Annotated in this window: 22 protein-coding genes and 1 tRNA gene; 9 read left to right on the forward strand and 14 right to left on the reverse strand. The window is 72.1% G+C overall.

Annotated elements, in window-relative coordinates; all coding sequences use genetic code 11:
* Nucleotides 1-6 precede the first annotated feature (6 nt).
* The 5 genes from ACFV20_RS28150 to hutU all read right to left on the reverse strand — a co-directional run bounded on the left by ACFV20_RS28150 (nt 7) and on the right by hutU (nt 5,908).
* The gene (locus ACFV20_RS28150; RefSeq protein ID WP_385661254.1) at nt 7-327 is read right to left on the reverse strand and encodes a hypothetical protein; all 321 of its coding nucleotides are present in this window, start codon (nt 325-327) and stop codon (nt 7-9) included.
* 67 nt (nt 328-394) lie between these two features.
* Complete coding sequence (gene hutI, locus ACFV20_RS28155) at nt 395-1,690, reverse strand: imidazolonepropionase (RefSeq protein ID WP_385661257.1); 1,296 nt, start codon at nt 1,688-1,690, stop codon at nt 395-397.
* The gene (locus ACFV20_RS28160; protein WP_385661259.1) at nt 1,687-3,039 is read right to left on the reverse strand and encodes a formimidoylglutamate deiminase; all 1,353 of its coding nucleotides are present in this window, start codon (nt 3,037-3,039) and stop codon (nt 1,687-1,689) included. The genes hutI and ACFV20_RS28160 overlap by 4 nt, the downstream gene beginning before the upstream one ends.
* Nucleotides 3,030-4,247, reverse strand: coding sequence for an allantoate amidohydrolase (locus ACFV20_RS28165; RefSeq protein WP_385661262.1), 1,218 nt, complete (start codon nt 4,245-4,247; stop codon nt 3,030-3,032). Before ACFV20_RS28165 ends, ACFV20_RS28160 begins: the two co-directional genes overlap by 10 nt.
* Nucleotides 4,244-5,908, reverse strand: coding sequence for a urocanate hydratase (hutU, locus tag ACFV20_RS28170; protein ID WP_385661265.1), 1,665 nt, complete (start codon nt 5,906-5,908; stop codon nt 4,244-4,246). Before hutU ends, ACFV20_RS28165 begins: the two co-directional genes overlap by 4 nt.
* Nucleotides 5,909-6,036: 128 nt before the next feature.
* Between hutU and ACFV20_RS28175 the strand changes: the two genes are divergently transcribed.
* A complete protein-coding gene (locus tag ACFV20_RS28175) occupies nt 6,037-7,410 on the forward strand; it encodes a diaminopimelate decarboxylase (RefSeq protein ID WP_385661268.1) in 1,374 nt (457 codons plus the stop codon).
* A gap of 154 nt (nt 7,411-7,564) precedes the next feature.
* Here ACFV20_RS28175 and ACFV20_RS28180 read toward each other — a convergent pair whose 3' ends face one another.
* Together ACFV20_RS28180 and ACFV20_RS28185 are read right to left on the reverse strand one after the other, a co-directional pair.
* Nucleotides 7,565-8,149, reverse strand: coding sequence for a hypothetical protein (locus ACFV20_RS28180; protein ID WP_385661271.1), 585 nt, complete (start codon nt 8,147-8,149; stop codon nt 7,565-7,567).
* An 89-nt stretch (nt 8,150-8,238) separates the two neighbouring features.
* Nucleotides 8,239-9,081, reverse strand: coding sequence for a MurR/RpiR family transcriptional regulator (locus ACFV20_RS28185; protein ID WP_234846903.1), 843 nt, complete (start codon nt 9,079-9,081; stop codon nt 8,239-8,241).
* A 173-nt stretch (nt 9,082-9,254) separates the two neighbouring features.
* Between ACFV20_RS28185 and ACFV20_RS28190 the strand changes: the two genes are divergently transcribed.
* Nucleotides 9,255-9,680: a hypothetical protein gene (locus tag ACFV20_RS28190; protein ID WP_385661352.1), complete on the forward strand. Its 426-nt coding sequence runs from the start codon at nt 9,255-9,257 to the stop codon at nt 9,678-9,680.
* 18 nt (nt 9,681-9,698) lie between these two features.
* Here ACFV20_RS28190 and ACFV20_RS28195 read toward each other — a convergent pair whose 3' ends face one another.
* A complete protein-coding gene (locus tag ACFV20_RS28195; protein WP_385661274.1) occupies nt 9,699-10,460 on the reverse strand; it encodes an SDR family oxidoreductase in 762 nt (253 codons plus the stop codon).
* A gap of 145 nt (nt 10,461-10,605) precedes the next feature.
* Between ACFV20_RS28195 and ACFV20_RS28200 the strand changes: the two genes are divergently transcribed.
* Nucleotides 10,606-11,457, forward strand: coding sequence for a helix-turn-helix transcriptional regulator (locus tag ACFV20_RS28200; protein WP_385661277.1), 852 nt, complete (start codon nt 10,606-10,608; stop codon nt 11,455-11,457).
* A 370-nt stretch (nt 11,458-11,827) separates the two neighbouring features.
* On the opposite strand, the gene ACFV20_RS28205 is transcribed toward ACFV20_RS28200, so the two are convergent.
* The gene (locus ACFV20_RS28205; RefSeq protein WP_385661280.1) at nt 11,828-13,216 is read right to left on the reverse strand and encodes a cystathionine beta-synthase; all 1,389 of its coding nucleotides are present in this window, start codon (nt 13,214-13,216) and stop codon (nt 11,828-11,830) included.
* A 158-nt stretch (nt 13,217-13,374) separates the two neighbouring features.
* Between ACFV20_RS28205 and ACFV20_RS28210 the strand changes: the two genes are divergently transcribed.
* From ACFV20_RS28210 to ACFV20_RS28220, 3 genes are all read left to right on the forward strand, one after another.
* Entirely contained in the window at nt 13,375-14,400 is a 1,026-nt protein-coding gene (locus tag ACFV20_RS28210) for an SGNH/GDSL hydrolase family protein (protein WP_385661283.1), read from the forward strand.
* Between the two features lie 186 nt (nt 14,401-14,586).
* Nucleotides 14,587-15,807, forward strand: a complete 1,221-nt coding sequence (locus tag ACFV20_RS28215) for an acetyl-CoA C-acetyltransferase (protein WP_385661286.1) — start codon at nt 14,587-14,589, stop codon at nt 15,805-15,807.
* 273 nt (nt 15,808-16,080) lie between these two features.
* Nucleotides 16,081-16,863 (forward strand): hypothetical protein, encoded by a 783-nt coding sequence (locus tag ACFV20_RS28220; RefSeq protein WP_385661288.1) that lies wholly within the window; start codon nt 16,081-16,083, stop codon nt 16,861-16,863.
* An 85-nt stretch (nt 16,864-16,948) separates the two neighbouring features.
* Here ACFV20_RS28220 and ACFV20_RS28225 read toward each other — a convergent pair whose 3' ends face one another.
* A complete protein-coding gene (locus ACFV20_RS28225) occupies nt 16,949-17,260 on the reverse strand; it encodes a hypothetical protein (protein ID WP_385661291.1) in 312 nt (103 codons plus the stop codon).
* A 101-nt stretch (nt 17,261-17,361) separates the two neighbouring features.
* Between ACFV20_RS28225 and ACFV20_RS28230 the strand changes: the two genes are divergently transcribed.
* Entirely contained in the window at nt 17,362-17,592 is a 231-nt protein-coding gene (locus ACFV20_RS28230; protein WP_234846895.1) for a DUF4287 domain-containing protein, read from the forward strand.
* Between the two features lie 72 nt (nt 17,593-17,664).
* Here the strand turns inward: ACFV20_RS28230 and ACFV20_RS28235 are convergent, their stop codons facing one another.
* The 3 genes from ACFV20_RS28235 to ACFV20_RS28245 form a co-directional block, all read right to left on the reverse strand.
* A complete protein-coding gene (locus ACFV20_RS28235) occupies nt 17,665-18,573 on the reverse strand; it encodes a Bax inhibitor-1/YccA family protein (protein WP_385661294.1) in 909 nt (302 codons plus the stop codon).
* Between the two features lie 180 nt (nt 18,574-18,753).
* A complete protein-coding gene (locus ACFV20_RS28240; RefSeq protein WP_385661297.1) occupies nt 18,754-19,929 on the reverse strand; it encodes a 4-hydroxybenzoate 3-monooxygenase in 1,176 nt (391 codons plus the stop codon).
* A 170-nt stretch (nt 19,930-20,099) separates the two neighbouring features.
* A tRNA-Leu gene (locus ACFV20_RS28245) sits at nt 20,100-20,186 on the reverse strand.
* Between the two features lie 415 nt (nt 20,187-20,601).
* Between ACFV20_RS28245 and ACFV20_RS28250 the strand changes: the two genes are divergently transcribed.
* Together ACFV20_RS28250 and ACFV20_RS28255 are read left to right on the forward strand one after the other, a co-directional pair.
* On the forward strand, nt 20,602-21,372 hold the full coding sequence (locus ACFV20_RS28250) for an ABC transporter ATP-binding protein (protein WP_385661300.1): 771 nt from the start codon (nt 20,602-20,604) through the stop codon (nt 21,370-21,372).
* 38 nt (nt 21,373-21,410) lie between these two features.
* On the forward strand, nt 21,411-23,942 hold the full coding sequence (locus ACFV20_RS28255) for an ABC transporter permease (protein WP_385661303.1): 2,532 nt from the start codon (nt 21,411-21,413) through the stop codon (nt 23,940-23,942).
* A 75-nt stretch (nt 23,943-24,017) separates the two neighbouring features.
* Here ACFV20_RS28255 and ACFV20_RS28260 read toward each other — a convergent pair whose 3' ends face one another.
* Complete coding sequence (locus ACFV20_RS28260) at nt 24,018-25,325, reverse strand: class I SAM-dependent methyltransferase (protein ID WP_385661306.1); 1,308 nt, start codon at nt 25,323-25,325, stop codon at nt 24,018-24,020.
* Nucleotides 25,326-25,704 lie beyond the last annotated feature (379 nt).

Here is a 25,704-nt window from a genome sequence, read left to right on the forward strand (position 1 = left end):
GGCCCTTCAGGAATGGAGGAACAGCGCCGCGGTCGGCAGCAGCGGGGCTGTGAGGCTCAGCAGCCAGTAGGTGTGCGGGGCGAGTGCCGTCCGGCGCCGGAGCGGCCTGTTGGCGAGCCACCAGATCAGCCCGTACAGCACCACGACGGGCACCACGATCACCAGCCAGAGGGCCATGCCGTCGTTCTCGGTGGGTTCCCGTACGGTCCAGCCGGCTTCGGCGAGCGGCCAGTTCACCGCGAGGTACCACAGCAGCCAGAACGGCACCACGCCCGGTATCCCGAGCAGTACGTTCACCACGAGTGGTGCCGACCAGTGCCGCAACATCCGCCCCGCCCTCCGGTGATGCCCGTCGCCCGCCGACGCGGCACACCCCATTCTCACCGGACGGCGCTCACACCACGCGCACTCCGCGTCGCCACACCCCGCTGACCAGGGGGACGCCGGGGCGGTAGGCCAGGTGGACGTGGCTCGGGGCGTCGAGGAGCGTCAGGTCCGCGTACGCGCCCGGGGTGAGGCGGCCGACGTCGTCCCGCCGCAGGGCCGCGGCCCCGCCCGCCGTGGCCGACCACACGGCCTCGTCCGGCGTCATCCCCATGTCCCGTACGGCCAGCGCGATGCAGAACGGGACCGACGAGGTGAAGGACGAGCCGGGGTTGCAGTCCGTGGACAGCGCGACGGTGACGCCCGCGTCCAGCAGCCGCCGCGCGTCCGGCCATGCGGCCCGCGTGGAGAACTCGGCGCCGGGCAGCAGGGTGGCGACCGTGCGGCCGCCGGCCAGGGCGTCCACGTCCGCGTCGGTGAGGTGCGTGCAGTGGTCGGCGCTGGCCGCGTCGAGTTCCACCGCGAGCTGCACGCCCGGGCCGTAGGACAGCTGGTTGGCGTGGATGCGGGGGTGCAGGCCCTTCGCCTTGCCGGCGGTGAGGATCGCGCGGGCCTGGTCGCCGTCGAAGGCGCCCTTCTCGCAGAAGACGTCGATCCAGCGGGCGTGCGGGGCGCAGGCGTCGAGCATCTCGCCGGTGACGAGGGCGACGTAGCCGGCCGGGTCCTCGGCGTGGTCCGGCGGGACGATGTGGGCGCCGAGGTAGGTCACCTCGTCGGTGTGGGCGGCGGCGATCCGCAGGGCGCGGGCCTCGTCCTCGACGGTCAGACCGTAGCCGGACTTGGTCTCGAAGGTCGTCGTGCCCTGGCGGAGGGCTTCGGCGAGGTAACGGGTGACGTTGGCCTCGAGTTCCGCGTCGCTCGCGGCCCGGGTGGCCGCGACGGTGGTGCGGATGCCGCCCGCGCTGTACGGCCGCCCGGACATGCGGGCGTTGAACTCCTGCGTCCGGTCGCCCGCGAAGACGAGGTGGGAGTGGGAGTCCACGAAGCCGGGCAGGGCCGCCCGGCCTTCGGCGTCGACCCGGTTGTCAGTGGCGGGTGCTTTGCTTTGATCACCGGTCCACACGACGCGGTCGCCCTCGATGACGACGGCCGCGTCCTGGACCAGTCCCAGGGGGGAACCGTCGCCGGAGGAGGGGTCGTTGGTGACCAGGGCTGCGATGTTGGTGATGAGCGTGCTGGCGGTGCTCGCGGAGTGGGCGGGGCTGACGGTCGTCGCGTTGCTCATGGCGTCCTCGGTGGCCTGGTCGGCGGTGTGGGCGGGTTCGGGTGCGGTGGCGGGCCGCGCGTGCGGGCGGCCCGCGGTCATCCGCGCAGCTCTTCGACGGCGTCCGCGAGGGCGCGCGGCACATCCGGTACGAGACGGTGGACCCCGTCCCGTACGACGTGCCGCCCTGCCACGACCGTATGCGACACGTCCGCTGCCGACGCGGCGAATACGGCCGTCTCGGCCCCGAGCCGCGGAAGCGGCCCTGCCGTCCTGACCGAGTCGAGGGCGAGGGTGGTGAAGTCGGCGAGCGCGCCGGCCTCCAGGACCCCCGCCCCGTCCCAGCCGAGGGCCGCGTGGCCGTCCTCCGAGGCCGCCCGCAGCAGGGCCGCCGCCGTCCAGTGACCCCGGGTACGGGTGCGCAGCCGCTCGTTCAGCTCCATGGCCCGGGCCTCTTCGAGCAGGTCGATCACGGCGTGGCTGTCGGAGCCGAGACTGAGCGGTGAGCCCTCGTTCTGCAGGGCGACGGCCGGTCCGATGCCGTCCGCGAGGTCCCGCTCGGTCGTCGGGCACATGCAGGTGCCGGTGCCGCTGCCGCCGATGAGGGAGATGTCCTCGGCGGTGAGGTGGGTGTTGTGGACACCGGTGGTGCGCGGTCCGAGGACCCCGTGCAGGGCGAGGAGCTGGGCCGGGGTGCAGCCGTGGATCTCCCGGCAGGCCTCGTTCTCCGCGGTCTGTTCGGACAGGTGCACATGGAGCGGTGCCCGCCGCTCCTCGGCCCACCGCGCGACGGTCGCCAACTGGTCGGCGGGCACGGCCCGTACGGAGTGGATCGCCGCGCCGATCCGTGCGTGATCCCGTTCCTTGAGAAGTGAAGAGCGTGCCGCCCAGGCCTCGGCGTCCCCGTCGGAGAAGCGGAGCTGGTGGGCGGTGGGCGGTTGTCCGAAGCCGGAGGAGAGGTAGGCGGTGTCGAGGAGGGTGATGCGGATCCCGGCGTCGGCGGCTGCCGCGATGAGGGCCTCGCCCATCGCGTTGGGGTCGGCGTAGGGGGTGCCGCCGGGGGCGTGGTGGACGTAGTGGAACTCGCCGACGGCCGTGATGCCGGCCAGCGCCATCTCGGCGTACACCGCGCGGGCGAGGGCGTGGTAGCGGTCCGGGGTGAGGCGGGCGGCCGTGGCGTACATGACCTCACGCCAGGTCCAGAAGGTGCCGGAGCCGACCTGGACCGTGCCGCGCAGGGCGCGGTGGAAGGCGTGGCTGTGGGCGTTGGCCAGGCCGGGCAGGGTCAGCCCGCGCAGGACCTCGGCGGCGGGGGGCGGGGCGGGGACGCCGGTGCGGACGGCGGTGACGCGGCCGTCGGCGACCCCCAGGACCACTCCCGGTTCCACATGCGTGCCGAGCCAGGCGTGCTCCAGCCAGTACGTCCGCGGGGCTGCTGTCGTCACCTGCACGCCAGTCCTTCCAGTACGTCGGCGAGTGCGAGCACCCCGGCCACGCAGTCGTCCTCGCTCGCGGACTCGGCCGGGGAGTGGGAGACGCCGGTGGGGTTGCGCACGAACAGCATGGCGGTCGGGATGCTCCCGGACAGGATTCCGGCGTCGTGGCCGGCGCCGGTGCCGAGGACGGGGACCGTGAGGTCGGTGTCCGTGCCGAGGATGCGGGCCAGTTCGTCGCGCAGGGCATGGTCGAACTCGACGACGGGGGTGAAGGACTCACGGACGATGTCGAGGTCGACGCCGTGCGCGTCCGCGTAGCTCCGGGCCGCCTTCTCGATGCCGCCGACGACGGTGTCGAGGCTCGCCTGGTCCTCGGCCCGGGAGTCGAGCCAGCCGCGCACCAGGGAGGGGATGGCGTTGACGCCGTTGGGCTCGACGGCGATCTTGCCGAAGGTGGCGACGGCCCCGGCGAGTTCGGCCTCGCGGCGGGCGGCGAGGACGGTCTCGGCGTAGGACAGCATGGGGTCGTGGCGGTCGGCGAGGCGGGTGGTGCCGGCGTGGTTGGCCTCGCCGCGGAAGTCGAACCGCCAGCGGCCGTGCGGCCAGATGGCGCTGGCGATGCCGACCCGGTCGCCGGACAGGTCTAGGGCGCGGCCCTGTTCGACGTGCAGCTCGACGAAGGCGCCGATGCGGGCGAGCCGTTCGGGGTCCGGGCCGATGGCGTCCGGGTCGTATCCGGCCGCCTCCATGGCCCGGGGCAGGGTCACGCCGTCGCCGTCGGTGAGCCGGTGCGCCTGTTCGCGGGTGAGCTGCCCGGCGGTGAGCCGGGACCCGACGCAGGCGAGCCCGAACCGGGCGCCCTCCTCGTCACCGAAGTTCACGATGGCGAGGGGCCGCTCGAAGCGGGCGTCCCGGCCGCGCAGCTCGTCCAGGGCGGCGAACGCGGACACGACGCCCAGGGGGCCGTCGAAGGCGCCGCCGTCGGGCACCGAGTCCAGGTGTGATCCGGTGACGACGGCGTCGCCCTCGGCGGGGTCCCCGAGCCAGGCCCACTGGTTGCCGTTCCGGTCGCGCTCGTAGCGCAGCCCGCGGGCCGTGGCCTGCTCTTCGAACCAGGCCCGGCAGTCGGTGTCGGCGTCCGTCCAGGCGAAGCGGCGGTAGCCGCCGGACGCGGAGCTGCGGCCGACCGGCAGCAGCTCCGCCCACATGCTGTGGAAGGTCACGCGTCTTCACCCTCGCGCATGGGGACGCGGACGCCCCGCTCCCCCGCCACCGACTCGGCGATGTCGTACCCGGCGTCGACATGCCGGATGACGCCCATGCCCGGGTCGTTGGTGAGCACCCGGCGGATCTTCTCACCCGCGAGTGCCGTGCCGTCGGCCACGGTCACCTGGCCCGCGTGGATGGACCGGCCCATGCCGACGCCGCCGCCGTGGTGGATCGACACCCAGGACGCCCCGGAGGCGACGTTCACCATGGCGTTCAGCAGCGGCCAGTCGGCGATCGCGTCGGATCCGTCGAGCATGGCCTCGGTCTCGCGATAGGGGGAGGCGACGGAGCCGCAGTCGAGGTGGTCGCGGCCGATGACGACCGGCGCGGCCAGCTCCCCGCTCGCGACCATGTCGTTGAACCGCTCGCCGGCCTTGTCGCGCTCGCCGTAGCCGAGCCAGCAGATGCGGGCGGGCAGGCCCTGGAAGTGGACGCGTTCGCCGGCCATCTTGATCCAGCGGGCCAGGGACTCGTTCTCCGGGAAGAGGTCGAGGATCGCCTTGTCGGTCCTGGCGATGTCGGAGGCCTCGCCGGACAGGGCGGCCCAGCGGAAGGGGCCCTTGCCCTCGCAGAACAGCGGGCGGATGTAGGCGGGGACGAAGCCGGGGAAGGCGAACGCCCGGTCGTAGCCCGCGAGCTGGGCCTCGCCGCGGATGGAGTTGCCGTAGTCGAAGACCTCGGCGCCGGCGTCCATGAAGCCGACCATGGCCTCCACGTGCCGGGCCATGGACTCGCGGGCTCGCGTGGTGAAGCCGGCCGGGTCCTTCGCGGCGGCGTCGGCCATGTCCTCGAAGGCGGTGCCCAGGGGCAGGTAGGCCAGCGGGTCGTGGGCGGAGGTCTGGTCGGTGACGATGTCGATGGGCGCGCCCATGGCGAGCAGCTGCGGGAGCAGTTCGGCGGCGTTGCCGAGGACGCCGATGGACAGGGGGCGGCGGGCGTCGCGCGCCTCGGTCGCCAGCTTCAGGGCGTGGTCGAGGGAGTCGGCCCTCACGTCGAGGTAGCGGTGCTCGATGCGGCGCTCGATGGCGCGCGGGTCGCAGTCGATGCAGATCGCGACGCCGTCGTTCATCGTCACGGCGAGCGGCTGCGCGCCGCCCATGCCGCCGAGGCCGGCGGTCAGGGTGATGGTGCCGGCCAGGCTCCCGCCGAACTTCTTCGCGGCGACGGCGGCGAAGGTCTCGTAGGTGCCCTGGAGGATGCCCTGGGTGCCGATGTAGATCCAGGAGCCCGCGGTCATCTGGCCGTACATGGTCAGGCCGAGGTGTTCGAGGCGGCGGAACTCCTCCCAGTTGGCCCAGTCGCCGACGAGGTTGGAGTTGGCGATGAGGACGCGCGGGGCCCACTCGTGGGTCTGCATGACGCCGACGGGCCGACCGGACTGGACCAGCATGGTCTCGTCCTGCTTGAGGCCCTTCAGGGTGCGCACCATGGCGTCGAAGGAGCGCCAGTCGCGCGCGGCCTTGCCGGTGCCGCCGTAGACGACGAGCTTGTCGGGGTGCTCGGCGACCTCGGGGTCGAGGTTGTTCTGCAGCATCCGCAGGGCGGCTTCCTGCTGCCATCCCAGGGCGCTCGGTTCCGTGCCGCGCGGCGCTCGGACGGGGCGGGGTCCTGACATGGTCTGCCTCCTGGTGGGTGCTCCCGGCGGAATGTTGCTGCTTCTATTCACATCCTGGACTCATGAATAGAGCTAGTCAATACGTGGGGGCGTCGGCGCGGCGGCGCCGTGGATGTTTGGCTGGATGCATGGGCGCACACATCGAGACGGAAGAGACGGGCGACAGCGGGGCCGGGCGGGCGGCCCGGCGGGACGAGGCGGTGCGGGCCGCCGTCGAGCAGGGGCTGCTCGGGCCGGACAGTCCCGTGGTCGGGCTGCTGGACGTCACCGGCATCCGGGAATCGGCGGCGGAGCTGCGGGCGGCGTTCGAGGCGGTGGTGGCGCCGGGCACGCCCCTGCTGCACGCCTTCGCGGTGAAGGCGACCCCGCTGGTGCCGGTCCTGCGGCTGCTGCGCGAGGAGGGCGTGGGGGCGGAGGTCGCGAGTCCGGGTGAGCTGGCGCTGGCGCGGGCCGCGGGGGTGCCGTCGGACATGACGGTGCTGGACTCGCCCGCGAAGACGACGGCCGAGCTGCGTGAGGCGCTGGCCCTGGGCATCGCCGTCAACGCGGACAATCCGCAGGAGCTGGACCGCGTGGACTCCCTCATGCGGTCGCGGACGAGCCGCTCTCCCGTGGGAATTCGGGTGAATCCGCAGGTGGGCGGGGGTTCCATCGAGGCGCTGTCGACGGCGACGGCCACCTCGAAGTTCGGGGTGGCACTGCGCGACGAGGGCGCCCGGGAGTGGGTCGTCCAGACCTGTCTGGATCGGCCGTGGCTGACCCGGCTGCACACGCACACCGGGTCCCAGGGCGTCCCCCTGGCCCTGATGGCCCGGGGCGTGGCGGAGACGTACGCGCTGGCGGAGGAGATCAACCGGCGGGCCGGGCGGCGGCAGATCGACACGCTCGACATCGGCGGCGGCCTGCCGGTGAACTTCGCGTCGGAGGAGACGGCCCCGACGTACGCGCGGTACGCGCGGCTGCTGGCCGAGGAGGTACCGGGGCTGTTCGACGGACGGTACGGGCTGGTCACCGAGTTCGGACGGTCACTGCTGGCGAAGCACGGGACGGTGGTGGCGCGGGTCGAGTACGCGAAGGCCTCCGGCGGGCGGGCCGTGGCGGTGACGCACGCCGGGGTGCAGGTGGCCGCGCGGACGGTGTACGCGCCGGAGAGCTGGCCGTTGCGGATCGCCGCGTACGACGCGAAGGGGCGGCCGAAGGACGGGCCGGAGGTGGTGCAGGACGTCGCGGGGCCGGCCTGTTTCGCGGGGGACCTGCTGGCGCGGGGGCGGTCCCTGCCGCTGCTGGAGCAGGGGGACTACGCGGCGGCGCTGGACACCGGGGCGTACTACTTCGCGCACCACTACGGGTACAACTCGCTGGTCCGGCCCGGGGTGTACGGGTTCGGGCCGGGCGGGAGGTTCGCGGTGGTGCGGCCGGCGCAGACGGTCGAGGAGGTCGTCGCGGAGTCGGGTGGGGCGCAGGCCGATGCGTTGACGCGAGCGCCGTGGGGGGTTCCGTAGTTTCCCGGCTGCGGGTGCGTCGTGGCTTGTCGCGCCGTTCCCCGCGCCCCTGAGGGGACGCGAGCCGGGGGTTCGCCCAGGGCCCCCGGCTGCGGGTGCGTTCTGGCTTGTCGCGCCGTTCCCCGCGCCCCTGAGGGGGCGGGGAAGCGGGCGGTCAGACGAGGGCTGGTGTTTTCTTTCGGGCGCCTCCCGGGGCGGCGTCTCCCGCCGCGATGCCCGTGCTGCGGTAGGCCTTCACCCGCTTGCCCGTCGGGTGGGCCGCTCCGCCGCGCAGCCAGTCCACGCGGACCCACAGCAGTGCGTCGGCGTCCCGCTCCCGGCGGCCCAGCCAGGCCGACTTCAGCCACAGGCCCGCGCCGCAGCCGGCCAGGAGCATGCCCCCGGCCGCAGGGGCGGCGAAGGCGCTGCCCAGGGCGGCGAGGAAGGCGAGGAGGAGCCACCAGCGGTGTGCCCGGCGCCAGTTGCGCACGGTGACCGCGCGGTCCTGGAGCACGTCGTGCTTGCCGGCCCGGGACGCGGAGGCGGCCAGGGCCACGTAGCGCTTGCGGCGGCCGACGCCCACGACGGCCACCGCCACGACGAAGAGGGCCGCTCCGGCGAGGACCCCGATACGGCGCCCCGTCAGACCCGGTGCGAGCAGGCCGATGCCCGTCGCGAACACCCCCAGCCACCACAGCGGGGCCGCCCCCGCCCGTACGACGACGGCCACCCGGGCCAGTCCCTGTCCTCCACGCGTCACGTCCAGCCTCCGTCCGGTCTCCGAAGCCTTGGGGAGCCGTAGGGTAGCGCCGCAATGTGAGACGAATCTGAGAAGCCGAGGGGTGCGGTTCAGTCGACGAACAGGCCCCGCGCCGCGGCCTTCGCGTCGAACTCCTCCAGACGGGACTGCGCCTGGGGCAGGTCGTCGCACATGGCCTCCAGCAGGACCCGGCCGAGCAGCATCGGCGCACAGGCCGTGTCGAAGGCGAGGCCGGTGCCGACGGCGGCGGGCAGCAGCAGGTCGGACACCTTGGCGACGGGTGCGAAGGCGGAGTCGGCGACCGTGACGACGGTCAGCCCGGCCTCCCTGGCGTAGCCGAGGGTGTCGACGACCTCGCGGGGATGCCGGGGCAGGGCGAAACAGAGCAGTGCGCTCGCCCCGGCCCGGACGGCGGCGTCGATGCGGTCCTGGAGCATCGTGCCGCCCTCGCCGAGCAGCCGTACGTCGGGGTGGACCTTGGCGGCGAAGTAGGCGAAGCCGTGTGCCTGGGCGGCGGCCGCCCGCAGACCCAGGACGAGGAGCGGGCGGGAGGCCGCGAGGAGACGCCCCGCGCGCTGCACGGGCGCGGGGTCGGCCAGCGCCTCCGCAAGGTGCCGCAGGTTCGCGATCTCGGCCTCGACGGCCTGCTGGTACTCGTTGTGGACCCCGGCCTCCTCGGCCGGTTCGGCGGGGGCGACCTCGCGCAGGTGGCGGCGCAGGGCCGGGTAGCCGTCGAAGCCGAGGGCGACGGCGAAACGGGTCACGGACGGCTGACTGACCCCGGCCAGTTCGGCGAGTTCCACGCTCGACAGGAACGGCACGTCGGCGGCGCGTCGCACCATGCTGTGCGCGATGCGCCGCTGGGTCGGCGTCAGCCGGTGGCCCTCGAACAGGGCCTGCAGCCGCGCGGCAGGGCTGTCGGTCACGCTCATGACGTGCTCCCCCTCGCCTATTCAGTAGCTGAGGATTCTGCATGAGCATATGCAGGGCGGCAAGCCGGACCGGTGGGCGGCCGGGCCGGGACCGGCAGGCCCCTGGGGGAACAGGGGGGCTAACCCCAGTGCGGGCGGCGGCGGCGCTTTCTACCGTGGGGCGCATGACGGGAATGGACGCGCGGGACACCGAACTGAAGAAGGAACTCGACGCCACCCTGCACGCCCGCAGGGACCTCGGCGAGGAGTACGAGTCGGCGCTGGTCGAGTCGTTCCTGGAAAAGGTCGACCAGCGCATCGACAGCGCGGTGGAACGCAGGGTGCGGCGGCAGCTCGCCGAGCAGCAGATGCAGACGGCCCGGGACGCGCGGGCGCCGCGGGCCACCGACACCTGGGGCGAGCGGTTCGGTTTCGGGATCGTCTCCCTGGTCCTCGCGGTGCCGCTGTCCGCGATCGGCGGGGGCGTGGCCCGCCTGCCCGGCATGCTGGTCGCCTGGGCGGGCATCGTCGGCGTCAACCTCGTCCAGGCGGCCCGCAGCAACCCGAACCTCTTCGGACGCCGGCGGGAGCCCTCCCAGAGCGGTGACTGGCAGGACTGAGCGCCTCCCCGCCCCCTGTCAGACCTGCCGGGTGGGCAGCGCGACGATCTGCCGCAGATTGACCCGGCGCGGCCGGCTCGTCACGTAGGCCACCAGGTCGGCCAGCTCCTCGGCGGACAGCGCGCCCACCGCGTCGAGCATGCCCTCGACCTGCCGGGACAGTTCCGCGTCGGCGATGTGGGTGCGCAGCTCGCTCTCGACGAAACCGGGCTCGATGTTGGTGACCCGGACGTCCCGGGGCCCGAACTCCCCGCGCAGGGCCTCCGACAGATAGGTCACGGCCGCCTTGGTCGCGCCGTACACCGCGTAGTTCGGGAAGCTGACGTGCGCGGCGATGGACGAGATGTTGACGATGTCGGCCGTACGGCCGCTCGCTGCGGCGTCCACCAGGTCGCCGGTGAAGGCGCCGATCATGCGCAGCACCCCGGCGACGTTGGTGTCGAGCATCCGCTGCCACTCGTCGGCGCGCCGGGCGTCGAAGGGGTGCGGCAGCATCACGCCGGCGCAGTTCACGACCAGGTCGACGGTCCCGTACTCGGCGTGGACGCGGTCGGCGGCGTCCGTGACGGACGTCTCGTCGGTGACGTCGGCGGCGACCACCAGGGCCTGCCCGCCGTCGGCCCGGATCTTCCCGGCGATCGCCGTCAGCCGTTCCGCGCGCCGGGCCACCAGCGCCACCCGGGCGCCCTGAGCGGCCAGCAGCACGGCGACGGCCTCGCCGATCCCGCTCGCGGCTCCGGTGACGACGGCGGTGCGGCCGGCCAGGTTGTCGTACGACATGGGATACCCCTTCGGTGGCGGCCGGGGCGTCTCCCCGGCCTCGGACACCACCCTCGGCGGCTTCGGGCGCCCTACCCAGGGATGCGCTTTTCCTGGGTCTGCCGGTACCAGGTTCGCCGGGCCCGGACGGCCTAGGCTCGGGCCCATGGACGGAGAACTGGGAGACTTCCTGCGCTCGCGCCGCGCCCGGATCCGGCCGGAGGAGGTGGGGCTGCCGTCGTACGGCCGCCGCCGCGTCCCGGGCCTGCGCCGCGAGGAGGTGGCGCAGCTGGCCGGGGTGAGCGTCGACTACTACGTCCGCCTCGAACAGTCCCGGGGCCCCGGGGACCCGACCCGCACCAGGTCCGGGGGCGTGTCGGACGCCGTGCTGGACGCGATCGCGCGGGTGCTGCGGCTGGACGGGGCCGAGCAGGCGTACCTGCGGGCCGTGGCCCGGCCCCGTCGGCAGGACGGGCCCGACCCGGCCGCGTCCCGGGTGCGGCCGGGTGTGCGGCTGCTGCTGGACGGCATGGACCGCAGCCCGGCCTACGTCCTGGACCACCGGATGGAGGTGCTCGCCTGGAACGCCCTCGCCGGCGCCGTGCTCGGCTTCGACGGCCCGGGGGACCTCAGCCTGCCGCGGCGTCTGTTCCTCGATCCGGACGCGCGCGAGCTCTACCCGGACTGGGACGGCGTCACCGAGCAGATGGTCGCGCATCTGCGGCTGCAGGCCGGCCACCACCCCGGCGACCGGGCCACGGCGGAGCTCGTCGCCGAACTGTCCCGGGCCAGCGAGCGGTTCCGTCACCTGTGGGCCGACCACCTGGTCAAGCCCTGCGACCACGGCGTGAAGCTGCTGCGGCATCCGGTCGCGGGTCTGCTGACCCTCCCGTACGAGACCCTGACGGTCCCGGCCGCACCGGACCAGACGATCGTGGCGTACACGCCGGAACCGGGTTCGGAGACGGCGGAGCGCCTGGCGCTGCTGGGGAGCTGGGCGACCAGCGGGGCGGGCTGACGCCGGGTGAGGTGGGTGCGCGGGGACCGCCGCACCCCCGTGAACGGGGGGCGGGACGACGGCGGTCCCCGCGAGGGACGCGGGCCCGGTCAGGGCCGGGCGTGCGCGTCCATGGCGTCCGTGGAGGTCCGGGAGCCGCTCCGGAGGTCCGTCGACGCCGTTCGGCGCCGGTTCGGGCGGGGAGCCTCCCCCAGTGCTGAACGCCTGGGAGGTACCCCCATCGCCCTTGCCGACATCCACCAATGTGCAGGACGCGTGTTAAGCGGGTGCTGCGCGAACGTGACACCCGCGTACCGGTTGCGCGAAGTCCGCGAAGATCGCGGATGCCGTACATCGCCCGGTTCACGGGCGGTTCACCGGAGGCCGGCCGTCACTTCCCCGTGCGGGCGAGGAAGGACAGCAGGTCCTGGCGGCTGACCACACCGGTCGGCTTGCCCTCGACGAGGACGATCGCCGCGTCCGCCTTGCCCAGCACGGCCATCAGGTCCGCGACCGGCTCGCCGGAGCCGACCTGGGGCAGGGGCGCGGACATGTGCTTCTCCAGCGGGTCCTCCAGCGAGGCGTTCTTGCTGAACAGCGCGTCCAGCAGCTCGCGTTCGACGACGGAGCCGACGACCTCGGCCGCCATCACGTCGGGGTGGCCGGCGCCGGGCTTGACGACGGGCATCTGCGAGACGCCGTACTCGCGGAGCACCTCGATGGCCTGACCGACCGTCTCCTCCGGGTGCATGTGGACGAGGGAGGGCATGCGGTCGCCCTCCTTGTCGTTCAGGACGTCGCCGACGCGGGCGCTCGTGCCCGTGTCGTCCAGGAAGCCGTAGTCGGCCATCCACTCGTCGTTGAAGATCTTGCTGAGGTAGCCGCGGCCGCTGTCCGGCAGCAGCACCACCACGACGTCGTCCTCGCCGAGCCGCGCGGCGACCTCCAGCGCCGCGACGACCGCCATGCCGCAGGAGCCGCCGACCAGCAGGCCCTCCTCCTTGGCGAGGCGGCGGGTCATCTGGAAGGAGTCCTTGTCGGACACGGCGACGATCTCGTCCGCGACGGTCCGGTCGTAGGCGGTCGGCCAGAAGTCCTCACCGACGCCCTCGACGAGGTAGGGCCGGCCGGAGCCGCCGGAGTAGACGGAGCCCTCCGGGTCCGCGCCGATGACCTTGACCTTGCCGTCGCTGACCTCCTTGAGGTAGCGGCCGGTGCCGGAGATGGTGCCGCCGGTGCCCACGCCCGCCACGAAGTGGCTGATCTTCCCCTCCGTCTGGTCCCACAGCTCGGGGCCCGTGGAGTGGTAGTGGGAGAGCGGGTTGTTGGGGTTGGAGTACTGGTCGGGCTTCCAGGCGCCCGGCGTCTCCCGGACCAGCCGGTCGGAGACGTTGTAGTACGAGTCCGGGTGCTCGGGGTCGACGGCCGTCGGGCAGACCACGACCTCGGCACCGTAGGCGCGCAGCACGTTGATCTTGTCGGTGCTGACCTTGTCGGGGCACACGAAGATGCACTTGTACCCCTTCTGCTGCGCCACGATGGCGAGCCCGACGCCGGTGTTGCCGCTGGTCGGCTCGACGATCGTGCCGCCGGGCTTGAGAGCGCCGCTCTCCTCCGCCGCCTCGATCATGCGCAGGGCGATGCGGTCCTTCACCGAACCGCCGGGGTTGAAGTACTCCACCTTGGCCAGGACGGTCGCCCTGATGCCCTTGGTCACGTTGTTGAGCTTCACCAGCGGGGTGTTGCCGACGAGGCTGATCATCGAGTCGTGGAATTGCACCGTTGTCTCCGGATGCCGCAAAGAAGTGATCCTGATGGTGCCGCCAGCCTATGACCTCCCCGTGGTCCGTGACGGTCGTTCACTGCCGGTTGCGATTGGACGACGGGCTGTACGGGGCAAGCACTGGGTGTACGGGTTCGAGGAGGTGGCGGCGACGCATGACGAGCATGTCGAGGGCGAGGGTGGCCCGGCGGATCGCGGCCGGCGCGGCTTATGGCGGCGGCGGGGTCGGTCTGGCCGGGGCGGCCGCACTGGGGCTGGTACTGGCCGAGGTGCAGCTGGCGCGGCGCCGGGTGGGCAACGGCACGTCTCCTCGGGTACCGCACGCGGACGGGCTGTACGGCCGTACGTACGCCGGTCCGGGCGGGACACCGCTGAGGCTGACGATGCTGGGTGACTCCACGGCGGCCGGCCAGGGCGTGCACCGGGGCGGGCAGACGCCGGGGGCGCTGCTGGCGTCGGGGCTCGCGGCGCTGGCGGAGCGCCCGGTGGAGCTGCGCACGGTGGCGACCCCGGGGGCCTGTTCGGACGACCTGGACCGGCAGGTGGCCCTGGTGCTGGCCGCTCCCGGCCCCGTGCCGGACATCTGCGTGATCATGGTCGGGGCGAACGACGTCACCCACCGCATGCCGGCGACCCGCTCGGTGCGCTGTCTGTCCTCGGCGGTCCGGCGGCTGCGCACGGCCGGTGCGGAGGTCGTGGTCGGCACCTGCCCCGACCTGGGCACGATCGAGCCGGTGCGGCAGCCGTTGCGCTGGCTGGCCCGGCGGGCCTCACGCCAGCTGGCGGCCGCCCAGACGATCGGAGTCGTCGAACAGGGCGGGCGCACGGTGTCGCTGGGTGACCTGCTGGGCCCCGAGTTCGCCGAGAACCCGCGCGAGCTGTTCGGCCCGGACAGCTACCACCCCTCCGCGGAGGGCTATGCGACGGCGGCGATGGCGGTCCTGCCGACCGTCTGCGCCTCCCTGGGCCTGTGGCCCGCCGAGGAGGAGCGCCCGGACGCCTCCCGCCGCGAGGGCTTCCTGCCGGTGGCACGGGCCGCGGCGGAGGCCGCCTCGGAGGCGGGCACGGAGGTCGCGGCGGCGATGCCGAGCGGGCCGCGCGGCCCCTGGGCCCTGCTGAAGAGGCGGCGGCGCCGGCGGGTACCCGAGCAGGAGCCGGCGCCCGCGACGCCGTCGAGCTGAGGAGGGAGCCGAGGGCCGCGCCGGGGAAGCGACGCAGTGCAAGCGCTTCCGCGGGGGAAGCAACGCAAAGCAAGCGCTTGGAAACTGCGGTCAGGGTCACACCGCGACACCCGTGACCCAGCCCATACGTAGCGGTAACTTCCCAGTCAGCCCTGCCAGACCACCCGGTACGCCCCTGGAGCCGTGATGCCCGAAGCCGTGATCGTCTCAGCCGCCCGCTCCCCCATCGGCCGCGCCTTCAAGGGCTCCCTGAAGGACGTGCGGCCGGACGACCTGACCGCCACGATCATCCAGGCCGCCCTGGCCAAGGTCCCCGAGCTGGACCCGAGGGACATCGACGACCTGATGCTCGGCTGCGGCCTGCCCGGCGGCGAGCAGGGCCACAACCTCGGCCGCGTCGTCGCCGTGCAGATGGGCATGGACCACCTGCCGGGCTGCACCGTCACCCGGTACTGCTCCTCCTCCCTGCAGACCTCCCGGATGGCCCTGCACGCCATCAAGGCCGGTGAGGGCGACGTGTTCATCTCGGCCGGCGTCGAGACGGTCTCCCGTTACGTCAAGGGCAACTCCGACAGCCTCCCGGACACGCACAACCCGCTGTTCGCCGACGCCGAGGCCCGGACCGCCGCGGTCGCCGAGTCCGAGGGCTCGACCTGGCACGACCCGCGCGAGGACGGCCTGCTGCCCGACCCGTACATCGCGATGGGCCAGACCGCCGAGAACCTGGCCCGCTCCAAGGGCGTCACCCGTCAGGACATGGACGAGTTCGGCGTCCGCTCGCAGAACCTCGCCGAGGAAGCCATCAAGAACGGCTTCTGGGAGCGCGAGATCACCCCGGTGACCCTGCCCGACGGCACCGTCGTCGCCAAGGACGACGGCCCCCGCGCCGGCGTCACTCTGGAGGGCGTGCAGGGCCTGAAGCCGGTGTTCCGCCCCGACGGCATGGTCACGGCCGCCAACTGCTGCCCGCTGAACGACGGCGCCGCCGCTCTCGTGATCATGTCCGACACCAAGGCCCGCGAGCTGGGCCTGACCCCGCTCGCCCGCATCGTGTCGACGGGTGTCTCCGGCCTCTCCCCCGAGATCATGGGCCTCGGCCCGGTCGAGGCGACCAACCAGGCGCTGAAGCGCGCCGGCCTGACCATCGGCGACATCGACCTGGCCGAGATCAACGAGGCGTTCGCCGCGCAGGTGATCCCCTCCTACCGCGACCTGGGCATCCCGCTGGAGAAGCTGAACGTCAACGGCGGCGCCATCGCCGTCGGCCACCCCTTCGGCATGACCGGCGCCCGCATCACCACCACGCTCATCAACTCCCTCCAGTTCCACGACAAGCAGTTCGGCCTGGAGACGATGTGCGTCGGCGGCGGCCAGGGCATGGCCATGGTCATCGAGCGCCTCAGCTGAGCGACATGCCGTAGTCACCATAGCACCCGCTGTGAGCTCCCGGCCCGGAACCCTGGAAACACCAGGGTTCTGGGCTGTTTTGTGATCCAATCTCCCCCAGGATGTGACCTATCTCCCTGCGCCAGGGAAGAAGAGCAGGTCACAGTAGCCACACCCCCTCCCCCGACACCGAAGCCCTGTCCGTTTCGTGACGTTACGCACTGACAGCTGGTTAGTCCGCCCTTCAAGCTGATGTAGGAAGTCGGGGGTCGACTTTGAACCGGGAGTACGTCAGTGAGCGCCATGCCGATCGCGTTGCTGGTCACCACGGCCGCCACGGGAGCCGTGGGCGTCGCCGTCCTGCGCACCGTCCTGCAGCTGCGCCGACAGGTCGCGGCCCTGCACACCGCGCTGGCCGAGAGCCGCGCCGCCACCACCCGTGCGCTGCTGCCCGCCGCCCGCACCACTGCCGACACCGATGAGATACGGGCCGCGGTGGCGGCCGCGCTCGCCGAGGAGCGGGAGCGCGAGCTGGCCGAGGCGCGGGCGTTCTGGGCCGCCCAGGAGGCCCGTGACGCCTCCGACGCGCCCCCGATGCTGGGCCTGCCCGACCACGACCTGTTCCTGCCCCGGCAGGCCGATTTCGCGGGTCTGGAGCCGGTGTCCGAGCACGGCGCGGACACCGAGGAGCCGCTCGGCGAGTCCCCGGAGCTGGCCGCGGCCCGCCGTCGCCACCCCTCCCACCCGGACTTCGTACCGGCCCAGTCGCCGGTCGTGAACGACCACGAGCGCACGGTCGCCACCCTGGAGGAGCTGGCCTCGGCCCGCGTGGAGCTGACGGACGTCCGTCCCGGCCCGCTGGGCACCCTGGACGTCTACGTCTTCGCCGACGGCACGACCCTGTGCATGACCCCGGGCCACCGGGAGACGGCGGAGCACCTCGCCACGGCCCTGCGCGCGGGCGCCACTCCGGTCCTCCTGGGCGGCTCCGGCATCTCGGGCGCGTACACCCTCACGTTCGAATGCGGCGAGGAGAACGTCTACATCCTGGCGGACCGCGTCATCGCGTCCCTGTAGGGGAACGCCCGGTGGTGGAGCGCCCCGTCAGGGGCGCGGGGAACTGCGCGACAAGCCACGGACGACCCGCACCCGCGGACGAAGCTCAGACACCCGCCCGCTTCTGCGCTTCCTCCACCAGCCGCACCGCCTCACCGACGTCGGCATCACCGGCCAGCACAACCGCCAGGTCATGTCCGGCCACGGTGATCTGATCCGCGGCAGCAAACATCCCCGCATCCGGCATCTCCCGGGGCTCCGCGCCCGGCTCCTCGAGGACCTGCGCCCTCCGGGCCAACTCACGGGCCAGCTCCAGGGCCTCGGCGGCAGCGCCCCGCTGCAACCGGCTTTGGGGCGCGGCCCTCAATCGATCGGCGAAGTGCTCCACCGCACGGCTCAGAGGCGTCGTATCAACCACGCCGCGAGCGTACGCGTCGCACCGGGACTGTTGCCAACGGGCGAACACTCAGGCACCGTGACCTGAAGGACCGGCTTACATCCCAGCGTCCGGAGGCGCCGATGTCCCAAGTCTTCTCCGAAGAGACCCATCGCAACATGCTCGCCCGCATCCCGCACTGCACCGGTCGTGAGATCTCCGACTGGTTGCGCACCGTCGACGAAGGCCCGGCGCTCTTCCGCTTCGAGGAAAAGGTCAGCTGGCTCCGGCACGAACACAACCTCGCTTACGGTCACGCCAAGGCGATCGTCCACGAGTACGACCTGAGGAGGGCCGCGCGCAAACTCGTCTAGGCGCGCGTCCTCCCCCCGACGACGAAGGGCCCCGGCCGAAGCCGGGGCCCTTCGCGCTACGACCGTCGAGGACTAGTCGCTGCTGTTCAGGATGGACAGGAGCCTCAGGAACTCCAGGTAGATCCACACCAGCGTCAGCGTGAGGCCGAAGGCCGCGAGCCAGGCCTCCTCGCGCGGGGCGCCGTAGGCGATGCCGTCCTCGACCTGCTTGAAGTCCAGGGCGAGGAAGCAGGCACCGAGGATGATGCCGATGACGCCGAAGACGACGCCGAGGGCACCGCTGCGGAAGCCGAGGCCGTCACCGCCGCCGAACACCGCGAACAGCAGGTTCACGGTCATCAGCAGGATGAAGCCGAGCGCGGCCGCCATCACGAAGCCGTAGAAGCGGCGGTTGACGCGGATCCAGCCGGCCTTGTACGCGATCAGCACACCGGCGAAGACCGCCATGGTGCCGATCACGGCCTGCATGGCCGCACCGTCGGCGATGCGGTTGTCGACGATGTTGGAGACGACGCCGAGGAACACACCCTCGAACGCGGCGTACGTCAGGATCAGCGCGGGCGAGGCCTTGCGCTTGAAGGACTGCACGAACGCCAGGACCATGCCGATCAGGGCGGCGCCGATACCGATGCCGTAGCTCCGGCCGATGTTGGCGTCGTCGATCGGCAGCAGGGCCCAGGAGAGCGCCGCGGTGAGGATGAGCACGCCGAGCGTGCTCGCCGTGCGCAGGACGACGTCGTCGATGGTCATCCGGCCGGTGGTGGCCGGAGCCTGCGGCGGCGCGCCGTACTGCAGGTCCTGCTGGGCGTAAGGGTTCTGCGCGTACGGGTTCTGCGCGTACGGGTTGCCCGTCGGCTGGGCGTACGGGTTGCCCTGGGTGGCGACAGCGGGACCCCCGGCCTGCGGCGCGGTGTTGAAGCCCGCGTAGCCGTTGTCGCGGCTGAACCCCCGTCGCGAGAAGACCGGGTTTCTGCTCCTCATTTCACTCCTCCATGGCCACCAGGCGTGGCCTTGGCTCAAGAGTAATAGGTAGGCAAAGGAATGACCCTACTGCTTGGGGAGGATCTTTCCCTCGTCATGCTCCGCAACACGCTACGTGGCGGGGTGATTCCCCTCACCGGAGGGGGGCGCCCGCTCACCGGCGGCGGGGCGTGAGCAGGATCAGCCGAAGGGGAAGCCCGTGTACGCCTCCGCCAGGTCCGTCTCGGCGGCGCGGGAGCTCGCGATCCGCTCCAGCCGGGCGAGCTGGAGCCGGTCCTCGAAGGGCGTCGCGCCGGGTGCGCGGTGCAGCAGGCTCGTCATGTCGTAGGAGAACCGCTCGGCCTGCCAGACCCGGCGCAGGCAGGTCGCGGAGTAGGCGTCGAGCAGCTCCGCCGATCCGGTCTCCTGCTGGTGTGTCAGGGCCCGTGCGAAGGTCACGACGTCGCCGACGGCGAGGTTGAGGCCCTTGGCGCCGGTGGGCGGGACGATGTGCGCCGCGTCGCCGGCGAGGAAGAGGCTGCCGTGGCGCATGGGCTCGTGGACGTAGGAGCGCATGGGCGTGACCGACTTCTGGGTGATCGGGCCGCGCTCCAGGCGCCAGTCGTCGGCGGTCTCGAACCGGCGTTCCAGCTCGTCCCAGATCTCCTCGTCGGACCACGCCTCTGCGTCGGTGCCGTCGGGCACCTGGAGGTAGAGGCGGGAGACGGACGGGGATCTCATGGACAGCAGGGCGAAGCCGCGATCGTGGCGGGCGTAGACGAGCTCGTCGTGGGAGGGCGGCACGTCGGCGAGGATGCCGAGCCACCCGAAGGGGTACGTCCGTTCGAAGACCCGGGTCAGTTCGGCGGGGATCGCCTTGCGGGCCACGCCCCAGAAGCCGTCGCAGCCGACGACGTAGGAGCACTTCAGGACGTCCTCGCGGCCCTCGTGCCGGAAGCGGATCCGCGGGGCCTCGGTGCCGGCGTCCTCCACGGCCAGCGCCTCGGCCTCGAAGAGCAGGGGACCGCCCTCGCGCACCTGGAGGGCGATGAGGTCCTTGCAGACCTCGGTCTGGGCGTAGACCGTCACGGACCGCCCGCCGGTGAGGGCGGGGAAGTCGACGCGGTGGCGCCTGCGGTCGAAGCGGAGCTCGATGCCGTCGTGGCGCAGCCCCTCGCGGTCCAGGCGCTCCCCGGCGCCGGCCGCCCGCAGCACGTCCGTCGTGCCCTGCTCCAGGATTCCGGCGCGCTGCCGCCGTTCGACGTAGGGGCGGTCGCGGCTCTCCAGGACGACCGAGTCGATGCCGGCGTTGTGGAGCAGCCGGGCGAGGAGGAGGCCGGCGGGACCCGCTCCGATGATGCCGACGGTGGTGCGCATCGGACGACCTCTTCTCCTCCACGTGCGCCGGGTGGCGACAGCGCGCGCCGGGCGACGACGCGTTCGTCAGGTGAAATTTCTTTCACCACGTGCCTGCGAGTCTCCGACGGCATGCGACCGCTGTCAACGGGCGCGCCGTGAACTCTTCAATGGACCACACAGGGATCGGATGGTGCCCGGAGCCGGACTCGAACCGGCACGCCCGCGAAGGGGCAGCGAGGTTTAAGCTCGCCGTGTCTGCATTCCACCATCCGGGCAGGCCGTGGGCTCCGCATCGAGGTTCCGAGACTATCCGGACGGGTCCCCCGAACAGCGGAAGCGTGGACCGATGTTGTCTTATTTTATTGACGTCTGAGGGTGCATCAGCACACGGAACGCACCATCCGCACTTGCCAATAGCCTTGCGCGCGGCGGTCGGCGGCGTATGCGGAATGACGGAATTTCACCGCCCGAACGAGGGCACTCCACCTGTTCTCGACACCCGGACGCATCCATTCCCGACACCGGGGCCTCTCAGGGGTGTTCGTCATCCCCAGGTATGAGACTCCCCCGCGCGGTCAGACTGCAGTCGGCCTTCGGAACCGGAACAACGGGTGACTACACGGCGGCGAGGGACCCGGACGATGGAACACGTCCTTCCCCCTCACCGTCGTCCGACAGGAGAGTCATCCCGTGACCACCGCCTCCCTCACCGACCGGGCCACCGCAGCGGCCGCGCGCGCCACGGATCTGTCGAAGATCTACGGGCAGGGTGAGACCCAGGTGGTCGCCCTGGACCGCGTCTCCGTCGACTTCCGGCAGGCCGAGTTCACCGCGATCATGGGCCCGTCCGGCTCCGGCAAGTCCACCCTGATGCACTGCGTCGCCGGACTCGACACCTTCTCCTCGGGGTCGGTGCGCATCGGCGACACCGAGCTCGGCTCGCTGAAGGACAAGCAGCTGACCAAGCTGCGCCGGGACAAGATCGGCTTCATCTTCCAGGCGTTCAACCTGCTGCCGACCCTCACGGCCCTGGAGAACATCACCCTTCCGATGGACATCGCGGGGCGCAAGCCGGACAAGCAGTGGGTGGACTCCGTCATCCGCATGGTCGGCCTGGCGGACCGGCTCGGCCACCGGCCGGCGCAACTGTCCGGCGGTCAGCAGCAGCGCGTCGCGGTGGCCCGGGCGCTGGCCTCCCGGCCCGAGATCATCTTCGGTGACGAGCCCACCGGAAACCTCGACTCGCGCTCGGGCGCCGAGGTGCTGGGCTTCCTGCGCAACTCCGTGCGGGAGATGGGCCAGACGGTGGTGATGGTGACGCACGACCCGGTGGCCGCCGCCTACGCGGACCGGGTGATCTTCCTGGCGGACGGCCGGATCGTCGACGAGATGCACGGGCCGACGGCCGACTCCGTGCTCGACCGCATGAAGGCGTTCGACGCCAAGGGCCGCACCAGCTGATCCCCCGTCAGGACCGACAGGACTGAGAAGAAGAACCCATGTTCCGTACCGCCTTGCGCAATGTGCTCGCACACAAGGCCCGGCTCCTGATGACCGTGCTCGCCGTGATGCTCGGCGTCGCATTCGTCTCCGGCACCCTGGTCTTCGCCGACACCCTCTCCAGCGCCTTCCGCAACCAGTCGGCGAAGAGCTACGACGACGTCGCCGTCTCCGTCTCCTCGCACGCCGACCCGGACGACCCCGAGCAGGAGCCGGGACTGTCCGGCAAGGTCCTCGACAGGATCTCCGCGGTGGACGGCGTCGCCGGGGTGTACGGCCGGGTCGAGGGCTTCGCCGGGGTCGCCGACCCCGACGGGAAGCTGATCGGCGTCGGCTGGTCCAACAAGGGCTCCAACTTCGCCCCCGGCAAGGACGGCAAGGACGCCGCCTACACGTTCACCGACGGCTCCGGCCCGGTGAAGGACGACCAGATCGCCCTGGACGAGGACTCCGCGGCCAAGGGCGAGTACAAGGTCGGCGACCGGGTGCGCGTCGCGACCAACGGCCCGGTGAAGGAGTACACCCTCAGCGGCGTGTTCACCACCGAGGACGGTGCCGTCAACGCCGGCGGCAGCCTCGTCCTCTTCGACACCGCCGTCGCCCAGAAGCAGTACCTCAAGCCGGGCTACTTCGAGAGCGTCACCGTCACCGCCGCCTCCGGGGCCGACGACGCGAGGATCCTGGACGCCGTCAAGCCGCTGCTGCCCGAGACGGCCGAGGCCCAGACGGGCAAGGCGCTCGCCGACGAGCAGGCCGAGCAGATCGAGCAGGGCATGGGCAACCTCAAGCAGGTCCTGCTCGGCTTCGCGGGCATCGCGCTCTTCGTCGGGATCTTCCTGATCTCCAACACCTTCACGATGCTGGTCGCCCAGCGCACCAAGGAGATCGCCCTGATGCGCGCCGTCGGCGCGTCCCGCAGGCAGATCACCCGCTCGGTGCTCGCCGAGGCCGCGCTGGTGGGTCTGGTCGCCTCGGCCGTCGGTTTCGTCCTCGGTATCGGCCTGGCCGTCGCACTGCGCTCCGGCATGGCCGCGTTCGACATGAAGATGCCGGGCGGTCCGCTGGTCCTGTCCGCCACGCCGGTGCTCGCGGCGTTCGCGGTGGGCGTGCTGATCACGACGTTCGCCGCCTGGCTGCCCGGCCGCCGGGCCGCGAAGATCCCGCCGGTGGCCGCCATGAACAGCGTCCACGCGGTGGCCACCACCAAGTCGCTGGTGCTGCGCAACTCCATCGGCGCGGCCGTCACCGCCCTCGGTGCGGCGGGGATCATGGCGGGTGCCTCGACCGGTGGCGACGACGGCCGCATGTACATCGGGGCGGGCGCCTTCCTCGCGCTGATCGGCGTGATCATCCTGATTCCGCTGCTGTCCCGGCCCGTGATCGCGCTCGTCCGTCCGCTGCTCGTCGGCCCCTTCGGGGTGGCCGGCAAGCTGGCCGGGCAGAACGCCGTCCGCAACCCGCGCCGCACCGGCGCCACCGCCTCGGCGCTGGCCATCGGGCTGACGCTGGTGACCGGCCTGTCGGTGCTCGGCATCACGGTCGGCACGGCCATCGACAAGATGACCACCGACAACATCAAGGCCGACTACATGGTCTCGATGGCCAACGGCGGTGACCTCGACCGGTCCGCGCTGTCGGCGCTGGAGAAGGCCAAGGGCGTCTCGGCCGTCTCACCGCAGCAGGACGCCTACCTCCAGGCCGGCGGCGACTACGTGTCCGCCTCCGCGGTCACCCCGGGCGACATCCAGCGGGTCCTGAACGTCGACGTCGTCGACGGCAGCGTCGACTCGCTCGCCAAGGGGCAGATCGCGGTCGCCGAGAAGACGGCCAGGAGCAAGGGCTGGAAGCCCGGCGACAGCATCCCCTTCACCTTCGCCGACGAGAAGAAGACCACGCTGACCGTCGGTGCCGTCTACAAGGACAGCGAGTTCCTCTCCCCCGTCCTCGTCGACCGCGAGATCGTGGAGCGGCACGAGGCGAAGCCGTACATCCGGCAGATCTTCGTGAAGGTCGACGGCGGCCAGACCGCGGCGAACGAGAAGGTCCTCATCGACGCGCTCGGCGACAACCCCGCGATCACCGTGATGGACCGGCAGGACATCCGCAACGAGTTCGGCGGCGCCATCAACACCCTGCTGAACGTCATGTACGGCCTGCTGGCGATGGCGCTGATCATCGCGGTGCTGGGCGTGGTCAACACCCTCGCGATGTCGGTCTTCGAACGGCAGCAGGAGATCGGCATGCTCCGCGCCATCGGCCTGGACCGGCGCCGGGTGAAGCGGATGGTCCGGCTGGAGGCCGTCGTCATCTCGGTGTTCGGCGCGGTCGTCGGCATCGGGCTCGGGGCCTTCCTCGGCTGGGCGATCGGCGAGACCTTCGCGGACCAGATCCCGGGGTACGCGCTGGTCCTGCCCTGGGACCGGATCGGGATCTTCCTGGTGCTGGCCGGTCTGGTCGGTGTCCTGGCCGCGATGTGGCCGGCCCGCAACGCCGCGCGGCTGAACATGCTGAACGCGATCAAGGCCGAGTGACCTCGCCGCTCCGCGGCACGCCGAAGGGCCGGGTTCCCCGTCACGGGGAGCCCGGCCCTTCCGCTCGTGCCCGGGTCAGCCCTGGCCGGGCGCGCCCCAGGTGCGGGCCCGCAACGGCATCCCGGAGGCGCCCGGATCCGGGGTGCGGACGGCCAGGACCTGGTTGACGCCGATGCGGTTGCGTTCGAAGGCCAGGGCGGAGGCCGCCATGTACAGGCGCCAGACGCGGGCACGGCCCGGGGACGTCAGCCGCACGGCCCGCCCCCAGTCGGCTTCCAGACGGGACACCCACCGGCGCAGGGTGAGGGCGTAGTGCTCGCGGATCGCCTCCACGTCACGCACCTCGAACCCGGCGCGCTCCAACTGGGCCACGGTGGCCCCGATCGGCTGGAGTTCGCCGTCGGGGAAGACGTAGGAGTCGATGAAGGCGTCGACGCTGTACGCCGTCTCGTCCCCCTGCGGGCGGCGGGCGATCTGGTGGTTCAGGAGCCGCCCGCCGGGCTTGAGCAGGTCGTACAGGTCGGCGGCATACTCCAGGTACCGCTCGGAGCCGACGTGTTCGGCCATGCCGATGGAGGAGATGGCGTCGTAAGGGCCGTCCCGGACGTCGCGGTAGTCCTGGACGCGGATCTCGACCCGGTCGGTGAGACCCTCGTCGGCGACGCGCTTGCGGGCGTAGGCGGCCTGCTCCTGGGAGAGCGTGACGCCGACGACGCGCACGCCGTGCTCGCGGGCCGCGTGAACGGCCATCGAGCCCCAGCCGCAGCCGACGTCGAGCAGCCGCAGGCCGGGTCTCAGTCCGAGCTTGCGGCAGACCAGTTCGAGCTTGTCCCGCTGGGCCTGTTCGAGAGTGCTGTCCGGGGTGGGCCAGTAGGCGCAGGAGTACACCATGGACGGGCCGAGGACGATCTCGTAGAAGTCGTTGCCGACGTCGTAGTGGTGGCTGATGGCGCGTCGGTCGGTGCGCTTGGTGTGCAGGTGGCGGCGGGGGTTGCGGGTCTCCTCGCGGGGCGGTGCGGGCGGCAGCGGGGGCCCGGCGAGCCTGACCAGGCCGCGGACGGCGGCGCGCACCTCCGGGTCGCGCAGGGCCTGGACGAGGGTGCGGGCGTCCTCGCCGCGCTCCCAGACGAGTCCGGCGAGCAGATCGAGGGTCGTGTAGAGGTCGCCCTCGATGTCGAGGTCCCCCGCCACCCAGGCGCGGGCCAGGCCCAGTTCGCCCGGCTTCCACAGCAGGCGGCGCAGCGCGCGGCGGTTGCGTACGACCAGGGTCGGCGCACCCGGGGGCCCGGACTGCGAACCGTCCCAGGCGCGGATGCGCACCGGGAGCGGTGCTCCCAGCAACTGTGTGAAGAGGCCCTGCAGCCGCGGCGCGGCGTCTGCCATGGTGTACACCTCCGATAGGGGTGTCCCCTGCTCACGCGAAGTCCAGAGCTTGGGGAGGGGAATACCGGAATGTCCGACACCACGAAAACACCTGCGGGGCTTCGGCGCAGTCCCCGGCACGCGTCATGTCTGGGCAAAAACGCCCCTTCGCCCACCCGGACGCGACGGCCCGACGTGCGGACGCACTGCCCGCCGAAGAACAGCGTGCCAGCAAGCCGAAGGGCAGCGAGCCGGACGACGGAGAGCCGAAGGGCAGCGTGCCGAGGGACTTGACGGAGGGCCGAAGAGCAGCGGCCGAAGAGCAGCGTGCCGAGGGACTTGACGGAGGGCCGAAGAGCGGCGAGCCGAAGGGCAGCGGGCCGAAGGGCAGCGGGCCGGA

Source organism: Streptomyces sp. NPDC059696 (genome assembly GCF_042733745.1).
Lineage (GTDB): Bacteria > Actinomycetota > Actinomycetes > Streptomycetales > Streptomycetaceae > Streptomyces.